The organism is Paenibacillus sp. BAC0078, from assembly GCF_054483875.1.
The window spans coordinates 42,183-68,001 of sequence record NZ_JBTLRW010000017.1 but is presented as its reverse complement, the minus strand read 5'-3'; the positions used below and the strand labels follow the sequence as shown (position 1 = coordinate 68,001).

Genomic DNA, 25,819 nt, shown 5'->3' with positions numbered 1-25,819 from the left:
GTTCACTTCCTATCCGGAAATTACTTTTATCATCTCATGCTGAAGCGAGAGTACGGCAGCTCCGACAGCCGACGAATGATGCAAATCACTGTAAGTTATCGTTGGAGTACACTCCGCATACTGCCCGACATAATATCTTGTTCTCTCAAGAATCCGTTCAGGGAACAGTGCTGCCGTCTTGCCGCTAATAATAATCTGCTCGATGTCCAGCATGCTGATGATATTAACTATCGCCAGGGCAAGATGCTTGCCTACATAATCTGCGCACGCTTCAATGTCATCTTCAGAGCTAAGATCATAGTTGCTCAACAAATGCTGAATCCCCAGCCTGCTCTCCAGCCAGCCGACAGAGGACGGTGATCTTCTGTACTCCGGGTCAAAGCACATATACTCCAGCTCACCCGCGCTTGCATTGAATCCTCTATGCAGTTCCTTATTGATAATCAGGCCGCCGCCGATCCCATCCCCTACTGCGATATGGACCAGATCAGCCAGCGCTTTCCCGGAGTTCTCCAGATTGCGGAATTCAGCAACTGTAGAAGCGTTTACATCATTCTCAAGGAAAATTGGCAATTCAACCTGGTCAATCAGATTCTTGATGATCGGCTCATAATTGTAATCCTGCTCCTTATTGTCCTGAACCCTCATTCTGATCGTTTTCTTCCTTGTGTTTATCGCCCCGTCGACTCCGATACCGATGCCTAAGACAACGCTGTTTGTTTTCTTTGCTGCATCCTTCATACGCTCGATGATGTCTTCAAAAATCGAGATAAACTGCTCGTTATAAAATGGAATATCCGTCTCGATGGAGTACGAATCAATAATTCTGCTGGATAGATTGATAAGTAGAGCCGTGATTCTGTTGCCTATGATTTGAATTCCAACGGTTACATAGCTGTTCTCATTAAACCGGTATACCGTTCTTTTTCTTCCCAAGCCGCCGGAGCCTTCCCGGCTTTCTCCAGTAGCGGTCAGCAATCCGATTTCTTCAAAGAAATTGACGATCTTGCTTACGGTTACAAAGCTCATCGCTGTCTTCTCCGCGATTTCAACCTTCGCCAATTCCGGATTCTGCATCACAATATCAAAAATGATCTTTCTATTCTCATCTTTAATGTCATTCGGCAAAAACGACTTCATCCTGTCACTCCTTTCGATTTATTCAAGATAATTAATTAATGTTCTTAAATAATTGAGGAAAAGTATAAAGGCCGTTTCTGACCTTTATATGACAATATTATATGCGTACCATGCTCTTGTCAATGGATTTTTTTCTGAACTCCAACATTTTCTATTGTATACTGTTCGATCAACCGGGCGAATATGGCTCTAGCCTCGTTTGTTAGACGGTTCCCTGATATCCAACAGGCAGATGGGTTCAACCTTAACGAGCATTTGGCCGCTTCGGCCACCGGTCAGTCCTTGAAGAGTCTTACTATGTGCGATTATCAATTACCAATTGTTCTTCCGGCAATATTTAAAATCAATTTTGCCTCTTCTTCCGGTGACTTCAAGCAATCTGAGAGAATCCATTCTTTAAGAAGTCTTACTGTTCCATACTGAACATACGAAGCAATCGCCTTCTTTTCCTCCAAATCCAGGTTTTCTGGTAAGTGTTTAATGACCATATGATCAAATTGCGGTAGTGAGATTGTGATGTGGGAGATTAGGTCATAATTATCTAAATCTAATACAAGTTTTGTAAATTCGAGATTGTCTTTTATATATTGAAGAATCCCAGTCAGACTTTCAACGATATTTTTGCCTGCTGCAAGATCATTTATAACGGTAAATGAAGTGCTTTGTATGTACGTCTCAGCAATTTCATTTAATACATCATATTGACTTCCATAGTGATTATAGAATGTAGTACGGTTAATTCCTGCAACTTGGCATAATTCCCGTATGGATATTTTATTAATATTACATGTCTTTAACAATTTTAATAAAGCCTCACCAATCAAGCGTTTTGTTAACATAACCCTCTGGTTGACATTATTTTTTTCTGACATAGATCCTCCATTGCATTCGACATTTCCAAAGAATCTGTCGGTTGTAAAATAGACAGATGTTGATATCATTGTAAAGTACAAATGAAATAAGTCAACGAAACGGAGATGTGAAAATGAAAAAAAGCAGGAAAAAAATATTAACAGTACTCATTGGGTGCATTAGTCTCGTGATAATACTTATTGCTGGTTATGAATTCAAAGAAAATATCCGAATTAATAAAATTATGAAATCACACAAAATAGAGCAAAGCGCAGAACCAAACAATGTTGTAAGCAGCAATGATGAGAACCACTCTGGGCATATTACGACTGCAGTTCAACAGATTATGATAGGAACGATGAGCAATAATTATGATCATGCTTTGCAGACATTACTTAATATCAAAAACGCAGGATATGAATCCATCGAATTGAATGATTTTATGATTCACAAGTCTTCTATGCTTGTCAAACTAATGACAAAGTTCTCAGGAATGCCTATTGGCAATGGCGGCAAGCTTGATTGGCCTAAGCTGATTGAGGAAAGTGGACTAAAGGTCATAAGCTTACACAGTAATCTGGGGAGCATTGAGAAGGACGCGAAAGCGATCGCCGATGAAGCGAAAAAATTCGGGACCGATACTGTAGTTATTACTGGTATGTACAGATTTGATTACAGTAATTTAGATGACGTGAAAGAACTTGCTGGGCGTCTAAATAAGGCTGGAAAAGCTCTTTCGGAAGAAGGAATACGTCTTTTGTATCATAATCATAATGTTGAACTTCAAAAGGTAACCCCTGAAAAAAAGGCTTACGACATTATAATTGAAGAAACAGATCCTACATATGTCAATTTCGAGTTTGATAGTTACTGGATGGCCGATGGTGGTGCTAATGTTCCGGCTTTGATGGAAAAACTGGGCAGCCGAATGAAATTATGGCATATCAATGACCGTGGTCATACTAAATCAGGTCCTTATATGACACCAATACTGAAAGAAAATGCTACTGAATTGGGCAATGGGAATATGGATCTGGATACACTCTCAGCAATTGCTATAAAAAACGGAGTAGAAGGTGTTGTATTAGAAACTCATAAAAATTGGGTAGATAACGATCCCATTAAGAGTCTCCAGGTTAGTGCAAAATACATGCAGGAGAAGTTTGGTGACACCGAATCATTTTCAGAAAAATGATGATTAATTTGAAAGAGTTCACATGTCGTCTATGTGAACTCTTTTTATAGTACGCCCAGCATAGGCGTCATCTCTAAGGTGAAAGTCCCATTTCAGCGTCTTCTCATCGAGGTTTGACTTCTTTTCTGTCCGAAATGTGCTCCAATCAGGCCCTTCACCATAAACTGTGGCATTAAACTACTTTTTTTGAAACACAGCCTTCCGTGATACCTTTCTCATTAAAAGCATCCACTCTAACATAAAGGGACTGGTCTTTGACCAAGGCACCAATATCAACCTGATTCTTACCAAGAACCATATAGCTGTGATACAGTTTATCCGGTGCGAAACCCCAAAGCACATTGTATCCCACAGCATTTGTACTCTCCCATGATACCGAAAGGTCCAGCTCGCTTAAGAGTTTTGTAGTAACTCCAGTTATTTTGTCCGGCAGTTCACCTTTGCCAATCCCGAACACCCGGAGACCGGAAATGCAAGCATTCTGTTGATAAGGAAGTTCCTTAACGGTGCATCTGATAAACCGCGCTTTAACTCCAGCTTCTTTTACAACAAGATCATGCGGCAAATCGGAATCTGCTTCTGATTTATCTTCGATTACGAAATATTCGGTTCCGTCAACCGATCCTTCCAGGAGCCATCTGGTCACATGCTGCCGCTCGTCAATGTATCTTTTCGTTTTATGCAATTCTCCGTTTTCCATTGGAGTTACACCCTCAGGAATCGGGAGGTTCAACTGGTCATCCGCAAAATTAATTTGCACGGCATGTACATCACATACATGTTTCAGATCAACTTCAAGCCATTCTCCCGGCCCATTGGACGCCGCTTTCCACCAGCTCTGAATGTTTTCATCTGTAGCCTTCGAAGCATCTTTTCCTTCTTCACAGGAAGAAGCGCGCGCCGGCTTGCCATAGGAGAGCAGCAGCCACTCGGGATTGCTCCATGGGTTCATCGCTGCTTGTTCGATCTTCATAGGCCAATCGCCATATCGTTGATTGCAGAATAATTCCCCATCCTGGTCAAAGCCTGCCGGCCACAATCCCATACGTCTTTCAAAAGGGTGATTGACGCTGACTCTCATACTTGCGGCATGCCACCGGTTCCCAAACTTATCTTCGAGCGTGGAGCCATGGCCGGCTCCGGGTATAAATCCGCCCGGCTTGTATGAGTAAGGGTTATTGCGGGCTAGAGCGAACGGTCCCAGCGGTTTATCGGATACGTACACGCCATCGGAGTAAACATTAACTTCCGTTGCCGGGCTGGCATACTGCAAATAATACTTACCGTTATATTTGTCCAGCCACGGCCCCTCGATGTAAGGATCACTGCCGAGGGCAAGCCTGAGCAGCTTCAACCTTTCCTCGGGCACGTTTCCGCTTTTCGCATAGGCTTGAACCATTTCTTCAATTTGTCCGGGAGTTCTGCTGAAAACATGATGTTCACCATTTCTTTCATAACCATGCACTGTTGGCTTGCCAAAAATAAGTTCAACCGGCTCACCTATCGGTTTCATGTCTTCGGGATTTAGTTCAACTCCATAAATCGGCGTTACGTTGGAACAGCCCCAGTAGAAGTAAATCCGGCCATCATCATCAACGAACAGATTCGGGTCCCAAAAAGAAAAATCCCCCGGGATTTCTTCAAACTCCCCTTTCATTGGATCTTTTGTCCTGAAAAAGGAGCAGTTTTTACTCTTAGATGATGCGGAAAAATAAATGTATTCCCCGATTACCCGTACATCTGGAGCATAATCATAAATCGGCACGTCTTTCAGGGGATGAAAAACCCAATCTGCCAGATTATCACTTGTAAGAAATCCGGCCGTCATTGATGGGAATAGGTAGTACCTCCCTTTAAACATAATCAGCGATGGATCCGCTGCTTCTCTATAAATACTCATCTTGTCTAATTCTACAAACTGATATTTATATTCTATATTCATAGGGTTGCATACGTATTTCACCAGAGACTTCCCCCTTCACGTTGAGTATTGTTTCAAGGTTTGACAATTCAGTCACTCCATTTCCCTATAAATAAAATAATCAAAATCGGCATGCCTGCGGGTGCCCCCTAAATCCTGGACACACACTCCTACGAACGTGCCGGTGAACCGCAGAGCAGCCGAAGCCTCGTCTGAAAGATGCAGAATATTTATAGCCTCACCGACGGGACGCCAGCCGGCAGCATCGGTTGCATAGAAGAATTGCAGTGTTTCCCGATGAACTACAGCCTTAAGCTTGATCGCTCCCGATTGCGGCAGAATCAGGTCTGCGGCGAGCGGCTCATCGTATACTCCCTGAACCGTGTGGATAATTCCCAGTACTCTCCCATACTCCTCATGATGAGTAATCCGCAAATACACGTAATCCTCCGTGTCGTAATACAGGATCAGGCCCGCCATCTGCTGAAAGTTCTCAGGATCATAATCAATAAGCGTCTCCGCTTCGATATCAAAAGCTTGCTGGCGGCGGGCGACAAGGCTTTGCCGATGCAGGGAGCTCAGCGATTCCATGCCTCTTAAGCGCAGAAATCCCGGTCTCTCGTCAAGAGACAGCCAGCTTGAATCCGGCGGAATACGCAGCGTATTCCACTCGCTCCGCAGCTCAGGCCCGTCAAAGTCATCCCGCTGCGGTACAGGTTCAAAAGGATATTGCGGCAAGTCAGGCGCCTGTACTTCTAGCGAAGGCTGGTTTCCACCTCCCTCGAGACGGAGCCAGCCCTCCTTGTTCCAGCAGCACTTTTGCAGCGCCGTCTCTCTGCCCAGGGTGCAGTTGTTGTCCGCCGTCGGCCGCCCGGTCAAATGAGCGATATACCATTCCCCCGTCTGCGTCTCCACCAATGAGGCATGCCCCGATTTCTGCAGAACCAATTCAGGCTTGCCGCTGCTGGTCAGCATCGGATTCTGAGGGTCTACTTCGTAAGAGCCGAAAAGCGAAGCAGAGCGCGCAACCGTAACGGCGTGATCATAGCGGGTTCCGCCTTCTGCAGTAATCAGATAGTAGTACCCGTTGCGTTTGTATATATGCGGGCCTTCGGTGAAGCCGAGTTTCGTTCCCTTAAAAATAGTGGTAACAGGTCCAACCAGCTTGTTCTCGCCCGGCGAATACTCCTGAATGACAATGCCGCCGAATTTGTTTCTCCCTTTGCGGAAATCCCACAGCATATTGACCAGCCACTTGCGGCTGTCGTCATCGTGAAATAAGGAAGGATCGAACCCGCTGCTGTTCAGATATACCGGATCGGACCAGGGCCCTTCAATATCGGCGGCTGTCACCAAATAATTGTGGGTATCCTTAAAGGCACCCTTATGTGATTTGACATCGGTATAGATCAAATAAAACAGTCCGTTATCATAGCTTAAGCATGGTGCCCAAATGCCGTCCGAGTTCCCGTTGCCCAGCATGTTCAGTTGAGATTCCCGGTTCAAGGGGCGCGCGAGCAGACGCCAATGGACCAGATCCCTGGAATGATGAATCTGCACTCCCGGAAACCACTCGAAGGTAGAGGTGGCGATATAGTAGTCGTCCTCTACGCGAATAATGGATGGATCAGGATTAAATCCGCGCAAGACCGGGTTTGAAATGAACTTCATTTGCTGCTTCCCCCCATGCTGCTGATGTGAACCGGACCGATCAAGCCGCTCGGCTCCTGCTGGGAGAAGGCTGACAAAAAGTCGTGTTGGTCCTTAACCAGCGTATTGGTGACTTCAATGACAAGCTTGTTAATCCCCTCCCGGACTAAGCCGCCTACCTCCAGCCGATAAGGAGGACAAAGTCTCACCCCCGCTTGCTCTCCGTTCAGCCACACTTCAGCCGTTTCATAAACCTCACCCAATTCCAGCAGCACGCTGTCTGAGACTTTGTTCCATACGAATTCAGTTTCGTAGCGGAAAGTTCCGGAGAAGCGCGGCAGAACCTCCGGTGCGCTCATATTTTTGAGAGTGGCCAGCTTCCCCCACTCCTTAAATTGAGGATAATGTACCGCATCGGCAGTAGATACCGTCCATTCTCCTTGGATTTCAAGGCTTGATCCTCTTGCAATTGGAGATGGTTCGACCGCATAATCTTTACAGCCCGGCCCATGCAGCAGCACAATGGATTCATATGGATGCAGCACCAGTCCAGCCTTTGTAATTCCATCCTGTCTCGGCGCATTCATGGTGGATAGCCTGTTAAGGAAGGCGTCATACATATAAAGCTCATCTTCAGCCGGCAGATCAACGGTTGTTGTAATGATCCGATGCGGACTTTCATTAAAGAACATATAGACATTCAGGTCATTATGAATATAGTGATAATTCCGGAGATAGGGTTCATACCCGTCAATACAGAGCTCGTAAAATCCATCGGCAATCAGCTCATGTGCAAGGTGATCCAGATCTGTAAGCTTTACTTGCGGGGACGCGCTAAGCCCTGACAGTGCCGCCGAGACGTCAATGCCCTCACTCGACCGCACCGGCAACGCCTCCACAAAGCGAACCGGTAATCCTTGTTCGGCAAACCGGACCAGACATTGAAGCATTTCGGCGGGAAGCGCTTCGGCATAGGGAACAATTAGACACTGATAATCTTCTCCGTTGACGAGCAGCTTGCCGTCCGCCACTGTCCCCGCTTCCAGAAGAATATCTACCGGAAGAACGTCGCAGTCAATCTGATGCTGCATCAAGGTCTTTACGGGCTTTTGGAAAAGCATCGCCGGGCCGGACCATTCGGCCTCGGCATGGTATAGGACGGCTGCAGTTGCCACATGTCTCCCCCCGGAAATCAGGTGGCTAATCCGGTTGATGTACTGATTTAAGTGCATATAGTACCGGTACTGCGGATTCTTCCCGCCCGCATACATATGCGGCGGACAATCCGGATCGGGGAAGGCTTTTTGGGTAAACGCATGCGGCACAAAATAGTTGACACCCCGGACAAGCATGTGGTCGGTAAGCCACTTCATCAGCTTTAATCCTTCTGTCCAGCCATACGCCCCATATACTTCAGCCATGGTCCTGCCCATCTTCCGGGGATCGAGATGCCCAAGCGACACCCCAAGCTTGGCGAGACCATAGTGGAAAAATTCACTGTCCGTCTCCCCTGTCGGCTGGCGGTAGGAGACTTCATCGAAGCCGGGAACGATCTGCCACAGCACCACATCAAGGCCCGACATGTCCTGTCCCTTGAGCGCGCGGAAGAAATGCCCGGCGCCGGAACCAAGCCTTGCATGCACGTTGTTGTCCTCAAGGACATGCCCGATGTACTCCACTCCGCGGGCTCTGCACCACTCACCAATTTGACCGCAGAAATTATCCCCATATAGCCTGCTAACGATATTCATATAAGTGTACCGGACAATGTTTGATTGCTCCCCTGCATCATGCCAGAGGAGATACAACTGCTTCTCGTAATCCTCGCCGAGCACCTGTTCCAGAAGAGCGGGCATTTCACTGCTCCAGGGAAGCGGCACTCCCGGTTTACCGGGCTTCGAATTGAAGTCGAAGGTGGTCATATCATTATAGAAACCGGGCTCATCCGAGAAGAAACCGGCAAAGGTATGTCCAAAATCCGCTTGATAGCGCTCGTACACAGGCTCATAAACGGTATCCAGCAGAATCCGGACGGACTCCCGGACAAGCGGGTTCAGATAATCCTCCTGCTGCTTGCTGCCGCCATCCTTATTCTCTGAAATAATGAAGATCCGCCAATACCCGTCAGGGATATCCCAATAGAGCACTCCTTCATGAACGTATCCGGACAGATCAATGCAGTCATTAAGCAGCGTTCCATCAGACGGATTCCGGCGGACCGCGATCACGGACACCAATTTATGTTTACCGCTTGCATATGAACGCAGAGAGAACGTCGGCCGGAGTCCGGTCATCAGCAAGGTATCCAGCAGCAGAGAGGTTCCTTTCGCCGGACCGATGGTGTCGATGTAGCGTTCACCCAGGAACTTGCGGTGCAGCTCCTCCGGAGCCTGCTTCACCCGGCCTGCCGCATGTCCTGTCGGAAAATGGTCGTCGTCAAGCAGCCATACCTTCATGCCGCGCTTTCGCGCCTCATCCATAATAATGTCCATATCCTGCCACCACTTCGGTCCCAGAAAATCCGGATGCGGCCGCGCCTCAACGCAGAGCGCCCCGATTCCCGATTCGTGGACACGGGCGATTTCTTCCCGGATCACTTCTTCCTCCTGACCATGCTGCCAGAGAAAGGGGAGTATATAATTAGCTTCCCGGCCTTGCAATACTTCTGCTATACGGCTTCCCATAAGTACCTCCTGAATATTATCCTGGACAAGTAGAAACGGCTTCGCCGTCCTTAAAAGGACGGTATCCGTTTCAGCGAGAAATATAAGGATGATTTATGGTGTAAAACATATAAATCCTTATATTTTAAAACATCCGCCCGACTCAGCATCGAACCCGAGCGGATCATCTCCATTTACATTTTACTTTTTCACTTTCGCATACCACTCTCTGGCGCGTTTGGTAACCTCTTCACCGCCTGATTTGTTCCATTGTTCAACGAACTCATCAAACTTGCTGATTGGATACTGCCCCAGAATGATCTTTGTGGCATATTCAACATACAAGGTGCGGTTGTTAATATCAGGGAAGCCGTCATATACGCTGGCCGGCATCCCGTCCCCGGCGATATTCTTGGCATATTTCTGGGCTTCCTTCATGTTCCGGTTCACCTGGTCGATCGCCCACATTCTGTCTTCCGAGGCTGTGCTCTTGTTCAAGTCCATCATGAAATCAAGGGTTGATATTTTGGAGTACGGATCAAGAATTAGATTCTCTTGTGTACTTTTGTCATCGGGCAATTTAACGGCTTTACCGTCCTTCATTGTATAATGCATGCCTTCCACACCCAGGTACAGATCATTCCAAACCTTCTTGTCGTACATGTTGTTGAGCAGCTTCAGCGTTGCCATCAGCTTCTTCTCATCCTTGTTGTTCTTGACTACCCAAGCCGGAGGAGTGAATCGCTTCCAGGTATAAAATCCTTCATAACCTTCGACCTTCGGTACAGGCAGTACGGTGAAGTTAGCCTTTACACCTGTATTTTTATTCAAGTTTTCAAGAGGCAGGTAGCCGCTCTCGACCCAATGAAAATAGTTTCCTACTTTATCAGACTGAATTTTTCCGTCCCATTTATCCTTTGTGTTCAGCAGCGACTCTTTGTCGATCAGCCCTTCCTTGTAGAGCTTCGCCACAAACTCTAAAGCAGCCTTCATATTCGGAGTAACTGCGGAGTAGGTTAACTGGCCATCATACAGATCCCAGTCGGGATAACCTTCGAACATGGCGACTCCGTACATGGCGAATAAATGGTCCATCCAGCGGGCCTGCTCGCGGCCGCCGGTAGGCAGTTCATCCTTCCGGCCATTGCCGTTCGGATCCTGATCGCGGAACGCCTCCAGCACTTTGACATATTCTTCTTGCGTGGTCGGCATGGACAGCTTTAACTTGTCAAGCCAATCCTGGCGGATCATGCCCGCATATCTTCCGTAATCCACCATGCCCGGGATATAATAAATCTTCCCTTGGCCGGTGGGATCGTTCGCCTTGACGATATCCCACATATCCTGTGGAATGGCATTCCAAAGATTAGGAGCATACTTAGGCAGCAGTTCCGTCAGATCTGCAATCGCACCATTCTTGGCCAAGCTGTCTTCAAGACCCTGCTGGGGCAGGAACAGGTCCGGCATCTCGTTGGCCGCAATTTTCATGTTGAGCTGGTTCAGGTAATTGGTGCCTCCGTTCCATTCCACATAAGGGTGAATGACGCCGACACCGAGCTTTTCCTTATAGAACTCATACAGCTTGCTGCCCTTGGTAATCGGTTGATAACCGATGTTGGTCCCCCAGACTTCAATGTCTACAACTTCTTCTCCACTGGCATTTTGGCTCTGACCCGCCGGAGCCGCAGCATTCGAAGACTCATTGTTTCCGCCGCAACCGGTTACAGCTATAACAGAGAGAATACCGGCGGACAAAAGTAACCCGAGCTTTTTAAATTTCATGAGCGTTTCCCCTTTGATTTGTTTTTTTATGACTTAACCTTTCACAGAGCCGATCATGGCTCCTTTGACAAAGTATTTCTGCAGGAACGGATACACCGCCACAATCGGTAGGATGGCAAAAATAACGGTGGCCGCCCGCAAGGTCCGCTCATTGTAGTTGAGGTCAACGGTAGATACGGCGCCTGCCATAATCGCATTGTCGTCGGTAATGAACTGCCGGATCTTGATCTGCAGCGGGAACCAGTCCGGGTTCTGCAGGAAGAACAGCGGATGCTGGAACTGATTCCACAGCACCACACCGTAGAACAAGGCAAGGGTTGCCAGCACGGCCTTGGACAGCGGAAGAACGAATTGGAACAGCATCCGGAAATATCCGCAGCCTTCCAGGAAAGCAGCTTCCTCCAATTCCTTGGGGAATTGCTTAAAGAATGTTCTCATAATAATCAAGTTAAACGGATTCAAAATATGCGGAACAATCAGCACCAGCGGATTATCATAAAGACCAATGCCGCGTACCGCCAGGAAGTACGGCACAATCGGCGCTTTAAAGATCATGGCAATGACCACGCACACCATAATTACCGAACCCCAGCGGAATTCTGGCTTCGACAGCGGATAGGCGAACAATGCGGTCATCAGAAGCGCCAATACTGTACCGATGAGCGTTGTGCAGAGCGTTAGAAGGAAGGATTTCCAAAGGTCCGGACGGTCGAGGATATACTTCCAGGAGTCCAAGGTGAATTGTTTCGGCCATAGCGTGACCAGATTCATGTCCACGGCACTTTTCGAACTGAATGAGGTCGCGATGACGGACAGGAGCGGCACCAGCGCTATGATTGAAAATATAATGAGAGCAACCGTAATTACGGTAGCAAAAGCCTTTTCCCCTCTCGATACAAGCATATCTACCAGAGCCCCCCGTCCGAAACTTTCTTGGAAATCTTATTAAAGGTGTACACCATGATAAATCCGATCACCGATTGGAACAGCCCTACCGCCGTAGCATAGCTGTATTGTCCCTGCTGAATGCCGGTCCGGAATACATACGTATCCAGGATATCGCCCACGTTGTAGGTCATCGGAGTAAGCAGGTTATAGACCTGGTCGAAGCCGAGATCCAGGAAATTCCCGATTTCGAGCAGGAACAACACCAGCACGGTCGGCAGAAGAATCGGAAACGTAATGTGGCGGATTTGTCTGAATCTGGAGGCCCCGTCGATCATCGCTGATTCATAGAGCTGCGGATCAATAGCACTGATGGCAGCCATGTAGACCACGGTTCCCCAACCGGCATCCTTCCAAATGGACGCCAGCACATAAATCGGTCGGAAATATGCGCTTTCTTGCATCGCAAGCACTGGATCAACACCAAACCATCCGAGGATAATGTTGAACAGACCGCTGAGTGAGAAGAAGTCGAACAGAATCCCGCCGACTATAACCCAGGACAGAAAGTGCGGAATGTACAGAGCGGTCTGAATCCCTTTCTTCAGTGCCGATTTGCGGATTTCGTTGATCATCAGCGCCAATAGAACGGGCACCGGGAAAATCAATACAAGCTTGAAAAATCCCAGCATCAGCGTGTTGCCGAATACCTGAACGAAGTCAGGATGATTCAGCAGCGTCTTAAAATGCTTGAGACCCACCCAAGGGCTGTCGATAAACCCCTGGAAGACGGAATAGTCTTTGAAGGCGATTACAGCGCCGGCCAGCGGAATGAATTTAAATGCGATAAGAAAAGCAATTCCCGGAATCGCCATCACATACAGTGGCCAATACACCTTCATTTGATGAATTGCAGTAGCTTTCAATGTGTCCCCCCCTGATTCTTGTTGTTGAATTCGCTTTCATCGTTACTATACTGCCGGGGGAAACCGCTCTCAATTGGGCATTTTTAAGAAAAACCGGGTCATTTTTAATATCACAACCGACATCACCGTTGAACGATACGGCTGGAAACGTTACATATCCGGCAAGTTCTTCCGGTATTCTTTGGGCTTGCACCCCGCTATCTTTTCAAACATCCGGGAAAAGTGCTGGGGATCCGAGTAGCCGACCATTTGACAGATTTCGTACATTTTCAGATCGGTGGTTTCCAGCAGCTCTTTGGCTTTGCCGATACGGATTTGCGTCAGGAAATTCAGGTAGGTATCCCCTGTCTTCTGTTTAAAGATCTGGCTTAAATAATAGGGATTGATGAAAAAACGTGCCGCCAGATCAGCCAGGCTGATTTGTTCATTGTAATGCTTCGACACGTATTCCTTGATTTCCGAGATCATATCCTTCTTGTGGGGAATGTTGTGCTTCTTCTTAAACGCAATAATCCCCCGAATCACTTGATTCATCCATTCTTCCAGAGCCTCCAGCGTCCGGAAACTCGAAATTCCTTCCAAAGACAGCAATTGGCGGCTGAGTAGCTTATTCTGCTGCAACTGCTGAATAGACATCTTGCGGATGCTTGATAAAAGAATATATAGGCACTGCATCTGGAGTTCCGACGGACTTAATCTGGGATTCCTCTCAATTCCCCGGAAAATCTCGCGGATGATAGCGGCACACTCCTCCTCGTCCATGTTGTCAAGGGCAGCGTCCAGTCTATCAATAATCTCTCCATGCACTGGATCGCATGTACCGGCTAAATTCATGATCTCGGGAAAAGAAATGATGGCATCTGCTCCTTTGAGTAATTTGTAGCTGAGCGCACTTCTGGCCTCCTCAAACGACTGGCTGATTCCTGTTGCCCGGTCCTTCGCGGTGCCGATACCAACAGTAACAGACAAGCGCAGTTGCCGGTTGACCGTTTCCCGAAAATGCTGTACTGCACGAATGATTCCTCCGTTCTCAATGGTGCTGGTATGGGCGATTACAACAGCTATCTGGGTTCCTGAATAACGAAATTTGTACACCTGCTTGTACTGTCTCAGCGCCAGGTCTATGTGCTTGAAAATGGGCTGAAAACCAAACTCCTTTAAGTAATCAATGCTTCCGGCTTCAATAATTACAGCCGCAAACCGTTTATACTCCACTGGAATTCCGGCTATCTGCAGTAATTCTTCCACAAGGTCTGATTGCTCGCTGCCCAGATCAATAATATCCCGCAGAGCCTTTTCCTGGATGCCTTTATGAACTTCCTTCTTCAATTCATTTACTTCTTTCAGTTTGGTTCTGTCTGCACGGATGGACTCCATGACCTGCTTGAGGCACTCGCTCAGTTCTTGCTCATCTACCGGTTTATTAAGATAGAACTCCACTCCAAGCTGTATGCCTTTCTTGGCGTACTCGAAATCCGCGTAACCGCTAAGCAGAATATATTTTGCGTGAATGTCTGCGGATTTGAGCATTGTAATCATATCTAGACCATCGGCTTTCGGCATTCGTATGTCCGTAACAACGATGTCCGGATTAAGCCTTTGAATGAGTTCAAAGCCATCCAGTCCATTATGGGCTGAACCCACTACCCTGCATTCAGGAACAGAACGGCCGATCATTTTCTTCAGACCTTCCACAATGCCTTTTTCATCGTCTACTAATATAATTTTCAATTTCAGCCTTCCTTTCGTCATAGGTCTATTCTGGGGAGCAGGATTTCAATTGTTGTTCCGTTTCCGTAAGGCGGGAGAATGGTCAGATAATAACGGTCTCCATATTGGAGCTTGATTCGCTCGGCTATATTTATTATTCCCAGCCCTTTGCCTGCCGGAACTTCAGTTTGATCCAGCTTGTATTTATTCAATTCCACAGCCTCCAGGAGGGCCATAAGCTCAGCCTGTTTGGCCGCCAGCATGCCGGCTCCGTTGTCCGAGATGCGGATGAGCAGGTCGCCTTCATCCGTCCAGACTCCCTCAATCCCGATTTCCATAGGCCGGTCATAATCTGCAAATCCATGATTGATGCTGTTCTCGACAATCGGCTGGAAGATAAGCGGGATTACACGGCAATGCAGCATCTCATCGGGTATGCGGACATTCAGCTTGAACATATTTTCAAAACGAATATTTTGCAGCTGCAAATAATTGGTGGTGTACTCCAGTTCATGATATACCGAATGAGCCATCCCCTCTTTGCCCAAAGCAAGCCTGAACATCCGCGCCAGAATCCGGATCATTTCTGCCGCCTCATCATCGTCATTCACGATCGCTTTCATACGAATGGATTCCAGAGTGTTATACAGCATGTGTGGGTTGATCTGATTCTGAAGCGCCATGAACTTGGCTTGACGCTGCTTAATTTCCGCAATATACACATCTTGAATTAACTCACGGATTGTCAGGATCATCTTGTTGTAGCTATGAACCAGACTCCCGATCTCGTCATAAGATTGCTCCTTCTCTATCGGGAGATACTGGCCCAACTCCGCCTGTTTCATGCTTCTGCGCAGTGACTTGATCGGTTTGGTGATCGTGTAGCTTAGAGCCAGTGAAATCAGGGTTATGAATAGACAGCTCAACACGATAATAATGACGGTCATCCCTTTGATATGATTAATCTTTTGCAGAAGCTTTGCCCGCGGAATTTCCGTTTTGATGGATAACTCCCCGTGCTCGGTGCTGCCCAGCAAGATGATACGTTCTTTGCTCCCGTTATCCTCAATGTAGCTATCTCCTGATTCGAGTACCTTCTCCCAGGACAACTGGCCGCTGGCGGCGTCGGAATGATAGACAATCTCCCGCTTCCGGTTGCTGATGATTACGCTGATGCCGTACTTGTCCCGGGCTATGATAAATTCATGATCGAGCTTCAGCAGTGTAAACGGATCCATATCTATAAGCAGCAAGCCGGCATACGCTCCATTGGAGCTGAACAGCACTCTTCCCACGGTGACAACCGCTCCCGCTCCTTTATCCTCATAATAAGAACGGTCATGCAATCCGGTAATGAAGAAGGTTTCATTGGAACTGTCGATCTCTCTATACCACTGCCGGGACAGCAGTGCATTCTCATTCACCCGGCTTGTTGTCGATGTATACTGATACACACTGTTGTCGCGGCTGATTAACATCACGGTACTAATCTCGGATTTAAGCAACGCAACACGCATCAGCAGGCGCTGAACGGCGAGTCTCTGATTCACCTGCTCGTCCATAGGTAAATTCCGGGCTTCACCCAGCCCGTAAATCAATTCATTGTCGACCAGCACTGACTTCGTGACCTCGTCATATTCATTAAGGAACTCGTTCAGGCTCGTCTTGATCTGAGACGTATATAATGAAGCAAATTCCTGAGAGGAATTTTCCAGACCGGCAGCCGCCTGATGAAATATGAATACGCTTACAAATAATAGGGGAATAACACAGGCCAAGAGGTACCCCGCCATTAATTTATTTTGAAACTTCATGTTTCTTATCTTCGCCTTTGACTTTCGTGTCCATTGTTGGAATTCCATGCTTTGCCCTTCCTTTACTTAACGACTTTATTAATGATTGTACATAACCTGTTCCAAAGGCGCTATCAGAAAATTATTCATATACTTAACTCCTTCCCGCTGATAAACGAAAATATACCCCTATTAATTTTGAAGTCAAAGGGATGATTTATAGATTTTACAGGGCATTTTTAAGAGCTTGCCAACATCGTGTTTCAAAGAAATATACAAACAACAAAAAGCAACTCATCCGCAGACAAGTTGCTTTCTGTACCGAGGCAATGTCAAAAAAATGAACGCCCCTTACTCTTGCTCCATCGTGCTGATGTCGATTACAAACCGGTACCGGACATCTGAAGCTAATACGCGCTCCCAAGCTTCATCAATCTGGTTAGCGGAAATAACTTCGATCTCAGAGGCAATATTGTGTTCCGCGCAGAAGTCAAGCATTTCCTGCGTTTCTTGAATTCCACCGATCATTGATCCGGCAAACGACCGGCGCTGGCCGATCAGTGAGAACACGTTAACTGCTAACGGGTCCGCCGGCGCACCGACATTGACCAGTGTGCCGTCCAGCGCCAGGAGCGATAGATGGGCACTCATATCAATCTTCGCGCTTACTGTATTCACGATAAGGTCGAACGAACCAGCAAGTATTTTAAACGTCTCTGGATCGCTTGTGGCATAATAATGGTCGGCTCCTAATTTCAAGCCGTCTTCTTTCTTCTTGAGCGTCTGTGATAGAACAGTAACCTCTGCTCCCATAGCATGAGCGAGCTTCACTGCCATATGTCCAAGCCCGCCAAGTCCAACAACAGCTACCTTCTTGCCGGGAGCGGCTCCCCAATGGCGCAGCGGTGAATAGGTTGTGATCCCTGCGCATAAAAGAGGCGCGGCAGCATCAAGCGGAATACTGTCAGGAATTCTAACTACAAAGCCTTCCGTTACGACGATGTGGGTGGAATAACCTCCCTGCGTATAATGTCCATGCCGGTCAATTGCTCCATAGGTGCCCGTATTCCCATTAAGGCAATACTGCTCCTCTCCTTTACGGCAACTACTGCACTCTCCACAGGAGTCAACCATGCAGCCTACCCCTACCCGGTCGCCGACGGCAAACTTTGTGACCTCGGAACCAATCTGGCTGACAATGCCGGCGATCTCGTGTCCCGGAACGAGAGGATATTTCACCGGTCCCCACTCCCCGCGGGCTGTATGGATGTCTGAGTGGCAAATCCCAGCGTATTTAATCTCAATGAGAACATCGTGCGGCTGGAGATTCCGGCGCTCTATCGTGGTCAGCTTGAACGGACCCTCCGGACTGAATGTAGCACGTGCATTAACTTTCATCATATCTGTCAAAACCTCTCTTCTTATTTGATTTAAAAGATGTAACGCCTGTATACAAACCATATGTTATTACTTAAAGTTAACTCTAAGTCAAGTGATAATTTTATTTTGCTTATAACTGAAACATGACAATCAGCAAATACCGTGATAAAATCCCTGTTAGAGTTAACTCGAAGTCAATGAAATTAGAGATAGGAGATACATGATGAAGACATATTCCATAAACGAAGTTGCAGCACACTTTAACCTGACACCCCATACCTTGCGTTACTATGACAAGGAGGGACTTATACCTTTTATTGAAAGGACCTCCAGCGGGAGACGCGTATTTAAAGAATCCGATATTGAAGCCTTAAAAGTAATTGAATGTCTGAAAGCATCCGGGATGCCGATTAAGGAAATTAAATATTTCATTGAGTGGTGCTCTGAGGGGGATTCTACCTTGCAGCAAAGATATGACATGTTCCTGGAGCGGAAAGCTTCTGTAGAAGCACAGATGGAGGAGTTAAAAAAAACAATGGCAGTCATTGAACATAAATGCTTATATTACAAGACTGCCTTGGATTGTGGCACGGAGGATGTTCATAAAAGCAACAAAAAATAAGCCCAAGCAGGCAATTCAGCCTCCAATATAGGGTTTACCCTCTTTTTCCAGAAGCTTCTTCGTAAAATTCACATCAAAAAAATGAATGATTGGTCCCAGGCCTAATGCGGACACCAGTGTTCCCAAACCTATGATGCCACCGAATAGGAAGCAAATTAAAGCACAAAGGGCATCTGTAAACATACGATGCCAAAAATAAGAGATTTTTGGAAAGTAATTTTTCATAATCAGGGACAGGCTGTCATAGGGGGCTATTCCCACATCCGATGTCTGATACAGGGATACCCCAAAACTGCATACCACCACGCCAATTGCCACGATGACCACCCGCTGCCATAACAGCTGAGGTTCACCGAGCAGATTTAGCCAGGTACTATGAAAAAAAGTAGCTATGTAGCCCAGAAGAATTGCATTTACAAAAGTTCCGGCTCCGATAAACTTTCGTCCCGTTATGAATTCGATTACAAACAATACAAGGTTCAGTAAGATCAGAAAATTTGCATAGGTGATACCGCTGGAATCTGCAAGTGCCATCACCATGCCGCTGAAGGGATCATTCCCCATGCCAGACAGCTTAAAAATACTGATTCCCATGCCCAGAAATACATTGCCGAAAATCATAATGATCAATCGTTTTTTATCTACTTTTTTAATATACCCCTTCATATGGTCCATCCTATTTTCATATTATAGTTCTGCTTTTCACAAACAACGACGTCATTATATCACAATTTCAATGTTTAAAAGCACAAAAAGCTAACGTCCGGAATTCCGGACGTTAGCCTCATTTACTGTATTCTATCCTGAAATAACGATGTCCGAACAGAGAACATTGTTATGGAAGCCTCGAATTTGGCGAAGCCAAACCCAAGGCCCTTCTATGAAATTTCATCGTCTGAAGTGCCGCGAAAGAGCGGCATGGCTGTCTATTGCTGCTCAACCTTCTTAATCAGTCTAAGAACCATTGTTATGGCTTCCGCTCTCGTCGCCTGATCATTTGGAGCCAACCGGTTATTGTCCTTGCCTTCGATCAGACCAGCATCATATGCGGCTGCTGCATACGGCTGCCCCCATGAAGGAATGCGCTCCGCATCTGCAAAAGGCGCCTTTGCCTTCGAGTCCGGCTTCCAGTCCAGCGCCCGGACGATCATTGCAATCATCTCTAAGCGCGTAATCTTTCCATCAGGCCGGAAGGTTTGATCTGTGTAACCTGTAATCCAGCCGGATTTAACCGCATTTGCAACATACGGCTTCGCCCATGACGGAATGCTGCCTTCATCGTTGAAGGAAAGCCCGGATTGCTCAAGATTTACATTTAACGCACGGCCAAGTATTACCGCAAATTCACTGCGGGTAACCTCTCCGTCCGGACGGAAGGTGCCGTCTTCATAACCTTTCACTATATTACGTTCCACCGCTGTTAAGATATTCTCTTTAGCCCAATGCTTATCAACATCCTTAAACTTAGGCTGATTGGTAGTTCCGTTATTGCCCGGATTACCAGTGCTGTCATTGTTGACAATGGTTCCGGGAATTACCGTATTACCCGCGGTGCTGCCCGAATTGCCTGTACTGCCGCTGTTCCCCGTGTTGCCAGGTTTGCCGGGGTTGCCGGGGTTGCCGGGGTTGCCAGGGTTGCCCGGATTATCCGTGCCTCCGTCAGGCTTCTTGTCAGCCTTTAGAACCGTTAACACGAAACTTTTCTGCGCCTCAGTCCCATCTTTCTTAAGGATTGCTGTCAGAGTCACCTCGGTTGTGCTGGCCGGGCGCTTAACTTCCCCCGTGCCAGAGATGATACCGGGGTTGCTTGAAGCCCAGGTGATCACACTTCCATGCTCGCCTATAGCCGGTAAAATAACATTCTTCGTTACAGAGGTACTGAGATCCCCTGCCGCATAACCGATCTCAAGTCTATCCTTGTCTAAGTTCACATCCAGCGGCTTAGGCAAATCGCCTAAAGTGATCGTTACCGAGGCTGTATTTAGCGGAACAGTAACGATACCTTTTTCGTTATCCATTGTGCCTGTGGATACAGCAGCGATGTTGTTCACCATACTAGGCAATTGAACGCTAAAACTGGCCTTACTTGCCTCAATCTTAGCTTGATTCAGATCGCTGTTAAATGTAACAACTAGCTGATTGTCCTTTCTTACCACACTGTATCCTACTCTACCGCCTTGAAGAGCGGGATAGTTCTGCACACTTGCCACTACATTATTATTCTTCGCCGCATCTATGACCCACTCCTTAGGGATACCGCGGCCCACGATAATATCATACTTTTGATTCTGGTCATAAATTTTCTCGGCAATCAAGGAGTCAAAGAGCACCTTGGAATTAACGGATTGCCCCCACATATGCTGTGCCGATCCGCCGCCGCCCGGTGCATTTTGAATATTCAGATTATCATTCGTTTGTGCCCAAGGGCTTCCCGCGACAGGATAATTAATGCCTTCCCACCAGCTGAACGGTCCACTCATTGAATTTTCAATCATGAATTCGTAAGCTTTAATTCCCATATCCCGGTATTCTTCTCCACGCAGCGCAGCGCTTCCATAACCGGCGTTATATGCGCTTGAATAGAAGCCATGCGGGTAACCTCCGAAGTTATACGGAGAATCTGTGGTATCCTCCTGAATACGTCTGTTTATTCCATAAGTATAAGTATCGTCCAGCATCTTCAAGTTAATATTATCTTCCGGCTGCTCCGCTCCGTACAAATATCCGTCCCAGTGCCATCTGCCGAACAGGAACATGGAAGCCCAGTTCGCATCCCTTGAATCTTTCATGCGGTTCTGGTCATTGCTTTCCACGACCGACGCCGGAATATAATCAAGCCCTTTATCCGTTATCGTTTGCTGCAATTTGGCTGTGAATTTTTCTAATAAATCATCATACCGGGCTTTTGCCCACTCCGCCTCATGCAAATAATATTCGTCATTCTTCAAACGATATAATTCACGGGTTAGATATTCATAGGCGGTCAGACCGGTCAGGGCGGAATAATTGTCAATGGTCCAATTCCCCTCCGAATCAATCGCATACGTTTTCTTCATAATCCCGTCAGCGTTGCGGTCACTTTCAATGCTTCTCGCACCAAATTTAACTCTCTTCTCAAATACGGTACCGTTAGATCCGTCTTCAGCAGTCATCTGTTCATCAAAAATAGAGGCGTCACCAGTCTTGCTTAAATAAACAGCATAAGCCCATGGAATCTTCCAGTTGGTGTCCCAATACAGATTGCTGTCCACCTGACCCGTCTCAATATTGATTCCTCCTGTCAGAGGGATACTCTTCAAATAATCCTGCGCATATTCAAAATCCCCACTCTGAATCAAGTCCACTAATATCCCCAGCGTATCATGAGAAAATAACCGGGCATATCCATTTTCACCCACATGCAGAAACTTGTCATCCTTGATAATCAGAGTATCAATATAACCTGACTTGAACGCATTCTCAAGCTCTTTATTCGGCAAACCGATATCCACTACTTTTGAAAGTCTGGTTAGCCAGTAGTCTTTCATTTCATTGTAGTTATCTTCAAACGTTCCCTGACCGGCCACCTGCTCCATGGTCAATGAAGTAAACTGGGTAACGTTCTTATCGAAATATTCATATTTATCCGCTTCAATCGCGTATTCTCTGACAATGCTCTCACCGGGCGCAACTGTATACGTATTTATAGCGGCCGCATTTAATGGAACCAGATTTCCTGATACCACTGGCAAAAGCATGATTTCGCTTGAATGATTCGTGACCGTTATTCTGGAATAGTCGATAACATAATCCTTGTTGTTTACCGTATGTTTGTTAGCGAAGGTTTCAATTTTGTAGTCCATTTTATTTTTCGTATATTCACTGACAAATACCGGTAAATAACCTTCCCCTTTAGTCCATTTAATGTTGCTTACATCGGTCACTCCGAAGGTTACCATTTGTTTGGGGGCAACAGGGCCATGCTGTTCAGGACGGCTTCCGCCAATTTGATACGAGCCATCCAGAAATCCAAGGGAAGCATTCTTATCTCCTTCAAAACCAAAGGCTGCTGTCATTTGCTCATTGGTCTCGTACTTATATTTGCCCGAGACTTTTAAGTTATGAACCGCTTCCAATACAGCGGAGAATGCAGCTAACTTCTCGGTTTCCGAAGCGTTTGCGTCCAGCGACTTGGCGGCTTTTACAGCCTCATTCAAGGCATTTAGGGAACTGATGGTGTAGCCTTTAATAACTGCCCGGCTAATTTTATCAATCTGGCCAGCAAAAGCAGCCATATCCATATTGATTTTCAGGCCATTCCTTGCAGTCTGTAATTGACTGAGAGCCGCATTGATTTCGTCCTGCTTTGCATCAAAATTATTTACATACAGGTTGGCGTTATATAGTGCGGCTTCCAGGGCAGACCATGACTGTACTGTATACAGCTTGCTGTTATAGTTATAAGCTGCAATGTCATTGATCAAGGCCTGTAAGGCAGTTCTATCCGTGTCCGACTTTTTAATAATTCTTAATATTCCTGTACCTAGGTGTGCTTCTGATTTGAAGACTCCCGAGACACTTTTGCCGAAATACTCGGTTGCTGTTTCTCCATTCTTCTTCATTACCATCCAGCGGTATTTTCCGGAATACAGATTTTTCTGTGATAAGACCATTGCATAACGTGTATTACCGGCGAGATTATAGCTGAGAGGAATGGTGGTCATTTCGCCATCCGCAACACGGTCCCTGCTAACTACCGTTTCTGCAAGAGGCGCACCTGCTGGTAATCCGGATTGATCTGTCCCATATAATTTCACGGTTAAATCGCTTACATTATTGGACATTTTCCTCACATTTACTTGTGCATACTGCATTTCAAAGCTCTCAGCAGCCGTAAAGGTCTGATATCTGTCCTGCTGATCCCCGCTGCTGCCAAATTCGTATTCATTTTCTGCCGCGCCTGTGAAATCAATCATAAGGTTTGTTTCTCTTTTTACCAGAGCGGCTTGCGTACTAATGAGAAGGGCTAATGCACTGTCAATTTCCGCTTGAGAAGCGCCCGCTTTCTCCAGAATACTCTTGGCCCCTTCTCTTGCATTTACAAAGTACTTCCAGGATTCATCCGTGTAAAGACCTTGAAGTTTGTCCTTCACTTTATTATATTCATTTTGCAAAACACTTTTGTCGGCCATCTCCCGGCTGCTTACGGCCAGCCCTGAGAATGACATATTTCCATATCGTGAAAGGGTTTCTGTCTGCAGGCCTTCAACTTTTAGCTCTACATTGGCCGGCACCTTTATTTGATACTTGTAAACCTCCGAAGTACCTCCTGCACTTATTTCCTTAGTCTCAACAAGGTTCATGTCTGCATAGATCTTCACAGCAGCTTTAGACTGCCACAGCCCGATTCCAAATACGACCGTCGACTCCTGCGGCTGTGGTGAAACCCTGACTGTCCAGCCTACATTCTCGTATTTTCCCGAGTCCCTGTTCTTTGGAAAAAACACACCAAACCCTGTATCCTTGACAGCCCTTTCATACCCGGCCATACCGTCATTCCAGGAATAAGACAGATAATTCCCGTCACCGCCCCTATCCGGCTTACCCTCAGTGCCCGTAGTATCGTTTCCATAGACGCTAAACGTTACAGCGCTCGGAGCAGCCTTTTTAATCTGGACGATGTTATCCGGGCCGTTTCCTTTCAGATGCAGCCAATCCACATTGCCAACCTGTGACAGATCAAGCGAAAATTCACCTTGTACTTTACTTTCGGTGATATTAAGTGCGGCGGTCCCTGTACCGGCATCCGTTCCGTCTGCTCCATAGGCGACATTAGGCTGGCCCAGTGAAGCTGATGTTATAACCAGAGAGATCAGCAATAACACGGCTGTCATTTTTTTGACTGGTATTCTGAGCATTGCATTACCTCCATCCGGTTTCTGTCTTACTTTTGTCCATACTTCTGTTGTAATTCATCAAGCAATTCCTTGACAGGCAGCTTGCCGTTTTTGAAGATGATTTCTTCCACGCCTTTCAGCAGATCCGCATGGAATGCTTTGGTCTGTTCCGGATAAGCAAAAGGCATACCCGCCTTTTCCATATTATCGAATACAGGCTTTAGCTCAGGATATTTCTCCAGATATTTCGGAAGGAGTGCCGATACGGCAGGCGAATAGCCTACAGTTTCAATCGCATCGGCTTGTGCTTCGTCACGCAATGCGTAAGAAATAACTTTCATAGCCGCTTCTTTATTCTTGCTTCCTTTAAGAATGGAAAGTCCATGCGAGTAAGCACTTTGTGCATCTACTGTACCTTTAGGCATTGGCAAAGCGATCATTTCCAGCTTCGGATTTGCCTCTTTCAAATAACCGACATACCATGGTCCCGCTGTTGACATAGCTCCCTTTTCTTTCGAGAATACCTCGCCGTCCCAAGGTGCGCCGATTTCTATCGGTGCAATAGCTACCTTGGACTCTAGGTACATATCCACGAAGAACTGCAGGCCTTTAACGTTCTCTGCAGAGTTGATGGTCTTACCGAAATTCCAGCCTCCGCCGAAAGCGTGAACATATTGCGTGATATGGAACGGATCAATACTGCCTACAATCCCTTTAACGCCATCCTTTGTCATCGCTTTAGCTAGTTTCAGCATTTCATCCATCGTCTCCGGATATTTGGTAATGCCGGATTGATCGAACATTTTTTTATTTATAGCGAGCATTGAAGTGGAAGAGTCATAAGGAATACCGTATAATTTACCGTTATCCGTCCAGCCTTTATACAGTGAGGTCGTAATCCGGCTCTTGTCAAATCCCACTGTCTTAATAAGCTCATCCAAAGGCTCAAGCACACCCTTCGCAATGTACTCGTAGTTCCCTTCATCGGACATGGCAATAATGTCGGGACCCACTCCTGCAGCAATAGCAGCCGGTACAGCCTTCCAGAACTCATCGCTTGTCGGGTACTGCTGAAGCTTCACCTTAACCTCCGGATATTTTTCTTCTATGCCTTTGACCATAAACTCGAAGTTCTTTTGTTCAGCGGAGTTGGCCCAATAAGCCATACTTACTTCAACCGGATCGGCAGGCTTTTCTGTTGACGATGCAGCAGGTGTTTCGTTGGTCTTCCCCTCTGCTGAATTATTGGTTGTTTTAGAAGCACAAGCGGCCAGCAGACCTGTGAGCATGATGCAGCACAGTATGAGTGTCATTGCTTTTTTCATCTATTTAATCCCCTTCGATTCAATTCGCCAACATTGTTGAACGTACTTTTATCATAAGGAATCGGACATATCGGCTAAACAGAGGATCTTTACATGCGA

At 46.6% G+C, this 25,819-nt stretch carries 16 protein-coding genes; 2 read left to right on the top strand and 14 right to left on the bottom strand.

The features are described 5' to 3' along the window. Nucleotides 1-9: 9 nt before the first annotated feature. Entirely contained in the window at nucleotides 10-1,140 is a 1,131-nt protein-coding gene (locus tag ACX1DY_RS24440; protein ID WP_458966798.1) for an ROK family protein, read from the bottom strand. A 308-nt stretch (nucleotides 1,141-1,448) separates the two neighbouring features. After that, on the bottom strand, nucleotides 1,449-2,012 hold the full coding sequence (locus ACX1DY_RS24435) for a TetR/AcrR family transcriptional regulator (RefSeq protein ID WP_458966797.1): 564 nt from the start codon (nucleotides 2,010-2,012) through the stop codon (nucleotides 1,449-1,451). 113 nt (nucleotides 2,013-2,125) lie between these two features. On the opposite strand from ACX1DY_RS24435, the gene ACX1DY_RS24430 reads away from it, so the two are divergent. Continuing rightward, the gene (locus ACX1DY_RS24430) at nucleotides 2,126-3,187 is read left to right on the top strand and encodes a sugar phosphate isomerase/epimerase family protein (protein ID WP_458966796.1); all 1,062 of its coding nucleotides are present in this window, start codon (nucleotides 2,126-2,128) and stop codon (nucleotides 3,185-3,187) included. A 172-nt stretch (nucleotides 3,188-3,359) separates the two neighbouring features. Here the strand turns inward: ACX1DY_RS24430 and ACX1DY_RS24425 are convergent, their stop codons facing one another. The 9 genes from ACX1DY_RS24425 to ACX1DY_RS24385 form a co-directional block, all read right to left on the bottom strand. Further along, nucleotides 3,360-5,150 (bottom strand): family 43 glycosylhydrolase, encoded by a 1,791-nt coding sequence (locus ACX1DY_RS24425; protein WP_458966795.1) that lies wholly within the window; start codon nucleotides 5,148-5,150, stop codon nucleotides 3,360-3,362. Between the two features lie 51 nt (nucleotides 5,151-5,201). Beyond that, nucleotides 5,202-6,779 (bottom strand): glycoside hydrolase family 43 protein, encoded by a 1,578-nt coding sequence (locus tag ACX1DY_RS24420; protein WP_458966794.1) that lies wholly within the window; start codon nucleotides 6,777-6,779, stop codon nucleotides 5,202-5,204. Further along, nucleotides 6,776-9,442 (bottom strand): glycosylhydrolase-like jelly roll fold domain-containing protein, encoded by a 2,667-nt coding sequence (locus ACX1DY_RS24415; protein ID WP_458966793.1) that lies wholly within the window; start codon nucleotides 9,440-9,442, stop codon nucleotides 6,776-6,778. Before ACX1DY_RS24415 ends, ACX1DY_RS24420 begins: the two co-directional genes overlap by 4 nt. Nucleotides 9,443-9,622: 180 nt before the next feature. After that, entirely contained in the window at nucleotides 9,623-11,203 is a 1,581-nt protein-coding gene (locus tag ACX1DY_RS24410; protein WP_458966792.1) for a type 2 periplasmic-binding domain-containing protein, read from the bottom strand. 33 nt (nucleotides 11,204-11,236) lie between these two features. Continuing rightward, complete coding sequence (locus ACX1DY_RS24405) at nucleotides 11,237-12,106, bottom strand: carbohydrate ABC transporter permease (RefSeq protein WP_458966791.1); 870 nt, start codon at nucleotides 12,104-12,106, stop codon at nucleotides 11,237-11,239. Nucleotides 12,107-12,108: 2 nt separating this feature from the next. Next, nucleotides 12,109-13,014 carry an ABC transporter permease gene (locus ACX1DY_RS24400; protein WP_458966790.1) on the bottom strand — a complete coding sequence of 302 codons (906 nt, stop codon included), beginning with the start codon at nucleotides 13,012-13,014 and terminating at the stop codon, nucleotides 12,109-12,111. A gap of 150 nt (nucleotides 13,015-13,164) precedes the next feature. Then, complete coding sequence (locus ACX1DY_RS24395) at nucleotides 13,165-14,745, bottom strand: response regulator (protein WP_458966789.1); 1,581 nt, start codon at nucleotides 14,743-14,745, stop codon at nucleotides 13,165-13,167. Between the two features lie 17 nt (nucleotides 14,746-14,762). Continuing rightward, complete coding sequence (locus tag ACX1DY_RS24390; protein WP_458966788.1) at nucleotides 14,763-16,538, bottom strand: cache domain-containing sensor histidine kinase; 1,776 nt, start codon at nucleotides 16,536-16,538, stop codon at nucleotides 14,763-14,765. Nucleotides 16,539-16,868: 330 nt separating this feature from the next. Beyond that, nucleotides 16,869-17,918, bottom strand: a complete 1,050-nt coding sequence (locus ACX1DY_RS24385; RefSeq protein ID WP_458966787.1) for an NAD(P)-dependent alcohol dehydrogenase — start codon at nucleotides 17,916-17,918, stop codon at nucleotides 16,869-16,871. A gap of 202 nt (nucleotides 17,919-18,120) precedes the next feature. Between ACX1DY_RS24385 and ACX1DY_RS24380 the strand changes: the two genes are divergently transcribed. Continuing rightward, the gene (locus tag ACX1DY_RS24380) at nucleotides 18,121-18,519 is read left to right on the top strand and encodes a MerR family transcriptional regulator (RefSeq protein ID WP_458966786.1); all 399 of its coding nucleotides are present in this window, start codon (nucleotides 18,121-18,123) and stop codon (nucleotides 18,517-18,519) included. A gap of 15 nt (nucleotides 18,520-18,534) precedes the next feature. Here the strand turns inward: ACX1DY_RS24380 and ACX1DY_RS24375 are convergent, their stop codons facing one another. The 3 genes from ACX1DY_RS24375 to ACX1DY_RS24365 all read right to left on the bottom strand — a co-directional run bounded on the left by ACX1DY_RS24375 (nucleotide 18,535) and on the right by ACX1DY_RS24365 (nucleotide 25,720). Next, nucleotides 18,535-19,185 (bottom strand): YczE/YyaS/YitT family protein, encoded by a 651-nt coding sequence (locus ACX1DY_RS24375; protein WP_458966785.1) that lies wholly within the window; start codon nucleotides 19,183-19,185, stop codon nucleotides 18,535-18,537. Nucleotides 19,186-19,445: 260 nt separating this feature from the next. Next, nucleotides 19,446-24,416 (bottom strand): S-layer homology domain-containing protein, encoded by a 4,971-nt coding sequence (locus ACX1DY_RS24370; protein ID WP_458966784.1) that lies wholly within the window; start codon nucleotides 24,414-24,416, stop codon nucleotides 19,446-19,448. 26 nt (nucleotides 24,417-24,442) lie between these two features. After that, nucleotides 24,443-25,720 (bottom strand): extracellular solute-binding protein, encoded by a 1,278-nt coding sequence (locus ACX1DY_RS24365; RefSeq protein ID WP_458966783.1) that lies wholly within the window; start codon nucleotides 25,718-25,720, stop codon nucleotides 24,443-24,445. Between the last annotated feature and the right edge of the window lie 99 nt (nucleotides 25,721-25,819).

Bases quoted from the DNA above. Each gene is read 5' to 3' on its own strand.
- ACX1DY_RS24405 (WP_458966791.1), bottom strand. From the start codon at position 12,106: ATGCTTGTATCGAGAGGGGAAAAGGCTTTTGCTACCGTAATTACGGTT.
- ACX1DY_RS24435 (WP_458966797.1), bottom strand. From the start codon at position 2,012: ATGTCAGAAAAAAATAATGTCAACCAGAGGGTTATGTTAACAAAACGC.
- ACX1DY_RS24440 (WP_458966798.1), bottom strand. From the start codon at position 1,140: ATGAAGTCGTTTTTGCCGAATGACATTAAAGATGAGAATAGAAAGATC.
- ACX1DY_RS24415 (WP_458966793.1), bottom strand. From the start codon at position 9,442: ATGGGAAGCCGTATAGCAGAAGTATTGCAAGGCCGGGAAGCTAATTAT.
- ACX1DY_RS24370 (WP_458966784.1), bottom strand. From the start codon at position 24,416: ATGCTCAGAATACCAGTCAAAAAAATGACAGCCGTGTTATTGCTGATC.
- ACX1DY_RS24420 (WP_458966794.1), bottom strand. From the start codon at position 6,779: ATGAAGTTCATTTCAAACCCGGTCTTGCGCGGATTTAATCCTGATCCA.
- ACX1DY_RS24410 (WP_458966792.1), bottom strand. From the start codon at position 11,203: ATGAAATTTAAAAAGCTCGGGTTACTTTTGTCCGCCGGTATTCTCTCT.
- ACX1DY_RS24390 (WP_458966788.1), bottom strand. From the start codon at position 16,538: ATGAAGTTTCAAAATAAATTAATGGCGGGGTACCTCTTGGCCTGTGTT.
- ACX1DY_RS24375 (WP_458966785.1), bottom strand. From the start codon at position 19,185: ATGAAGGGGTATATTAAAAAAGTAGATAAAAAACGATTGATCATTATG.
- ACX1DY_RS24385 (WP_458966787.1), bottom strand. From the start codon at position 17,918: ATGATGAAAGTTAATGCACGTGCTACATTCAGTCCGGAGGGTCCGTTC.
- ACX1DY_RS24430 (WP_458966796.1), top strand. From the start codon at position 2,126: ATGAAAAAAAGCAGGAAAAAAATATTAACAGTACTCATTGGGTGCATT.
- ACX1DY_RS24365 (WP_458966783.1), bottom strand. From the start codon at position 25,720: ATGAAAAAAGCAATGACACTCATACTGTGCTGCATCATGCTCACAGGT.
- ACX1DY_RS24380 (WP_458966786.1), top strand. From the start codon at position 18,121: ATGAAGACATATTCCATAAACGAAGTTGCAGCACACTTTAACCTGACA.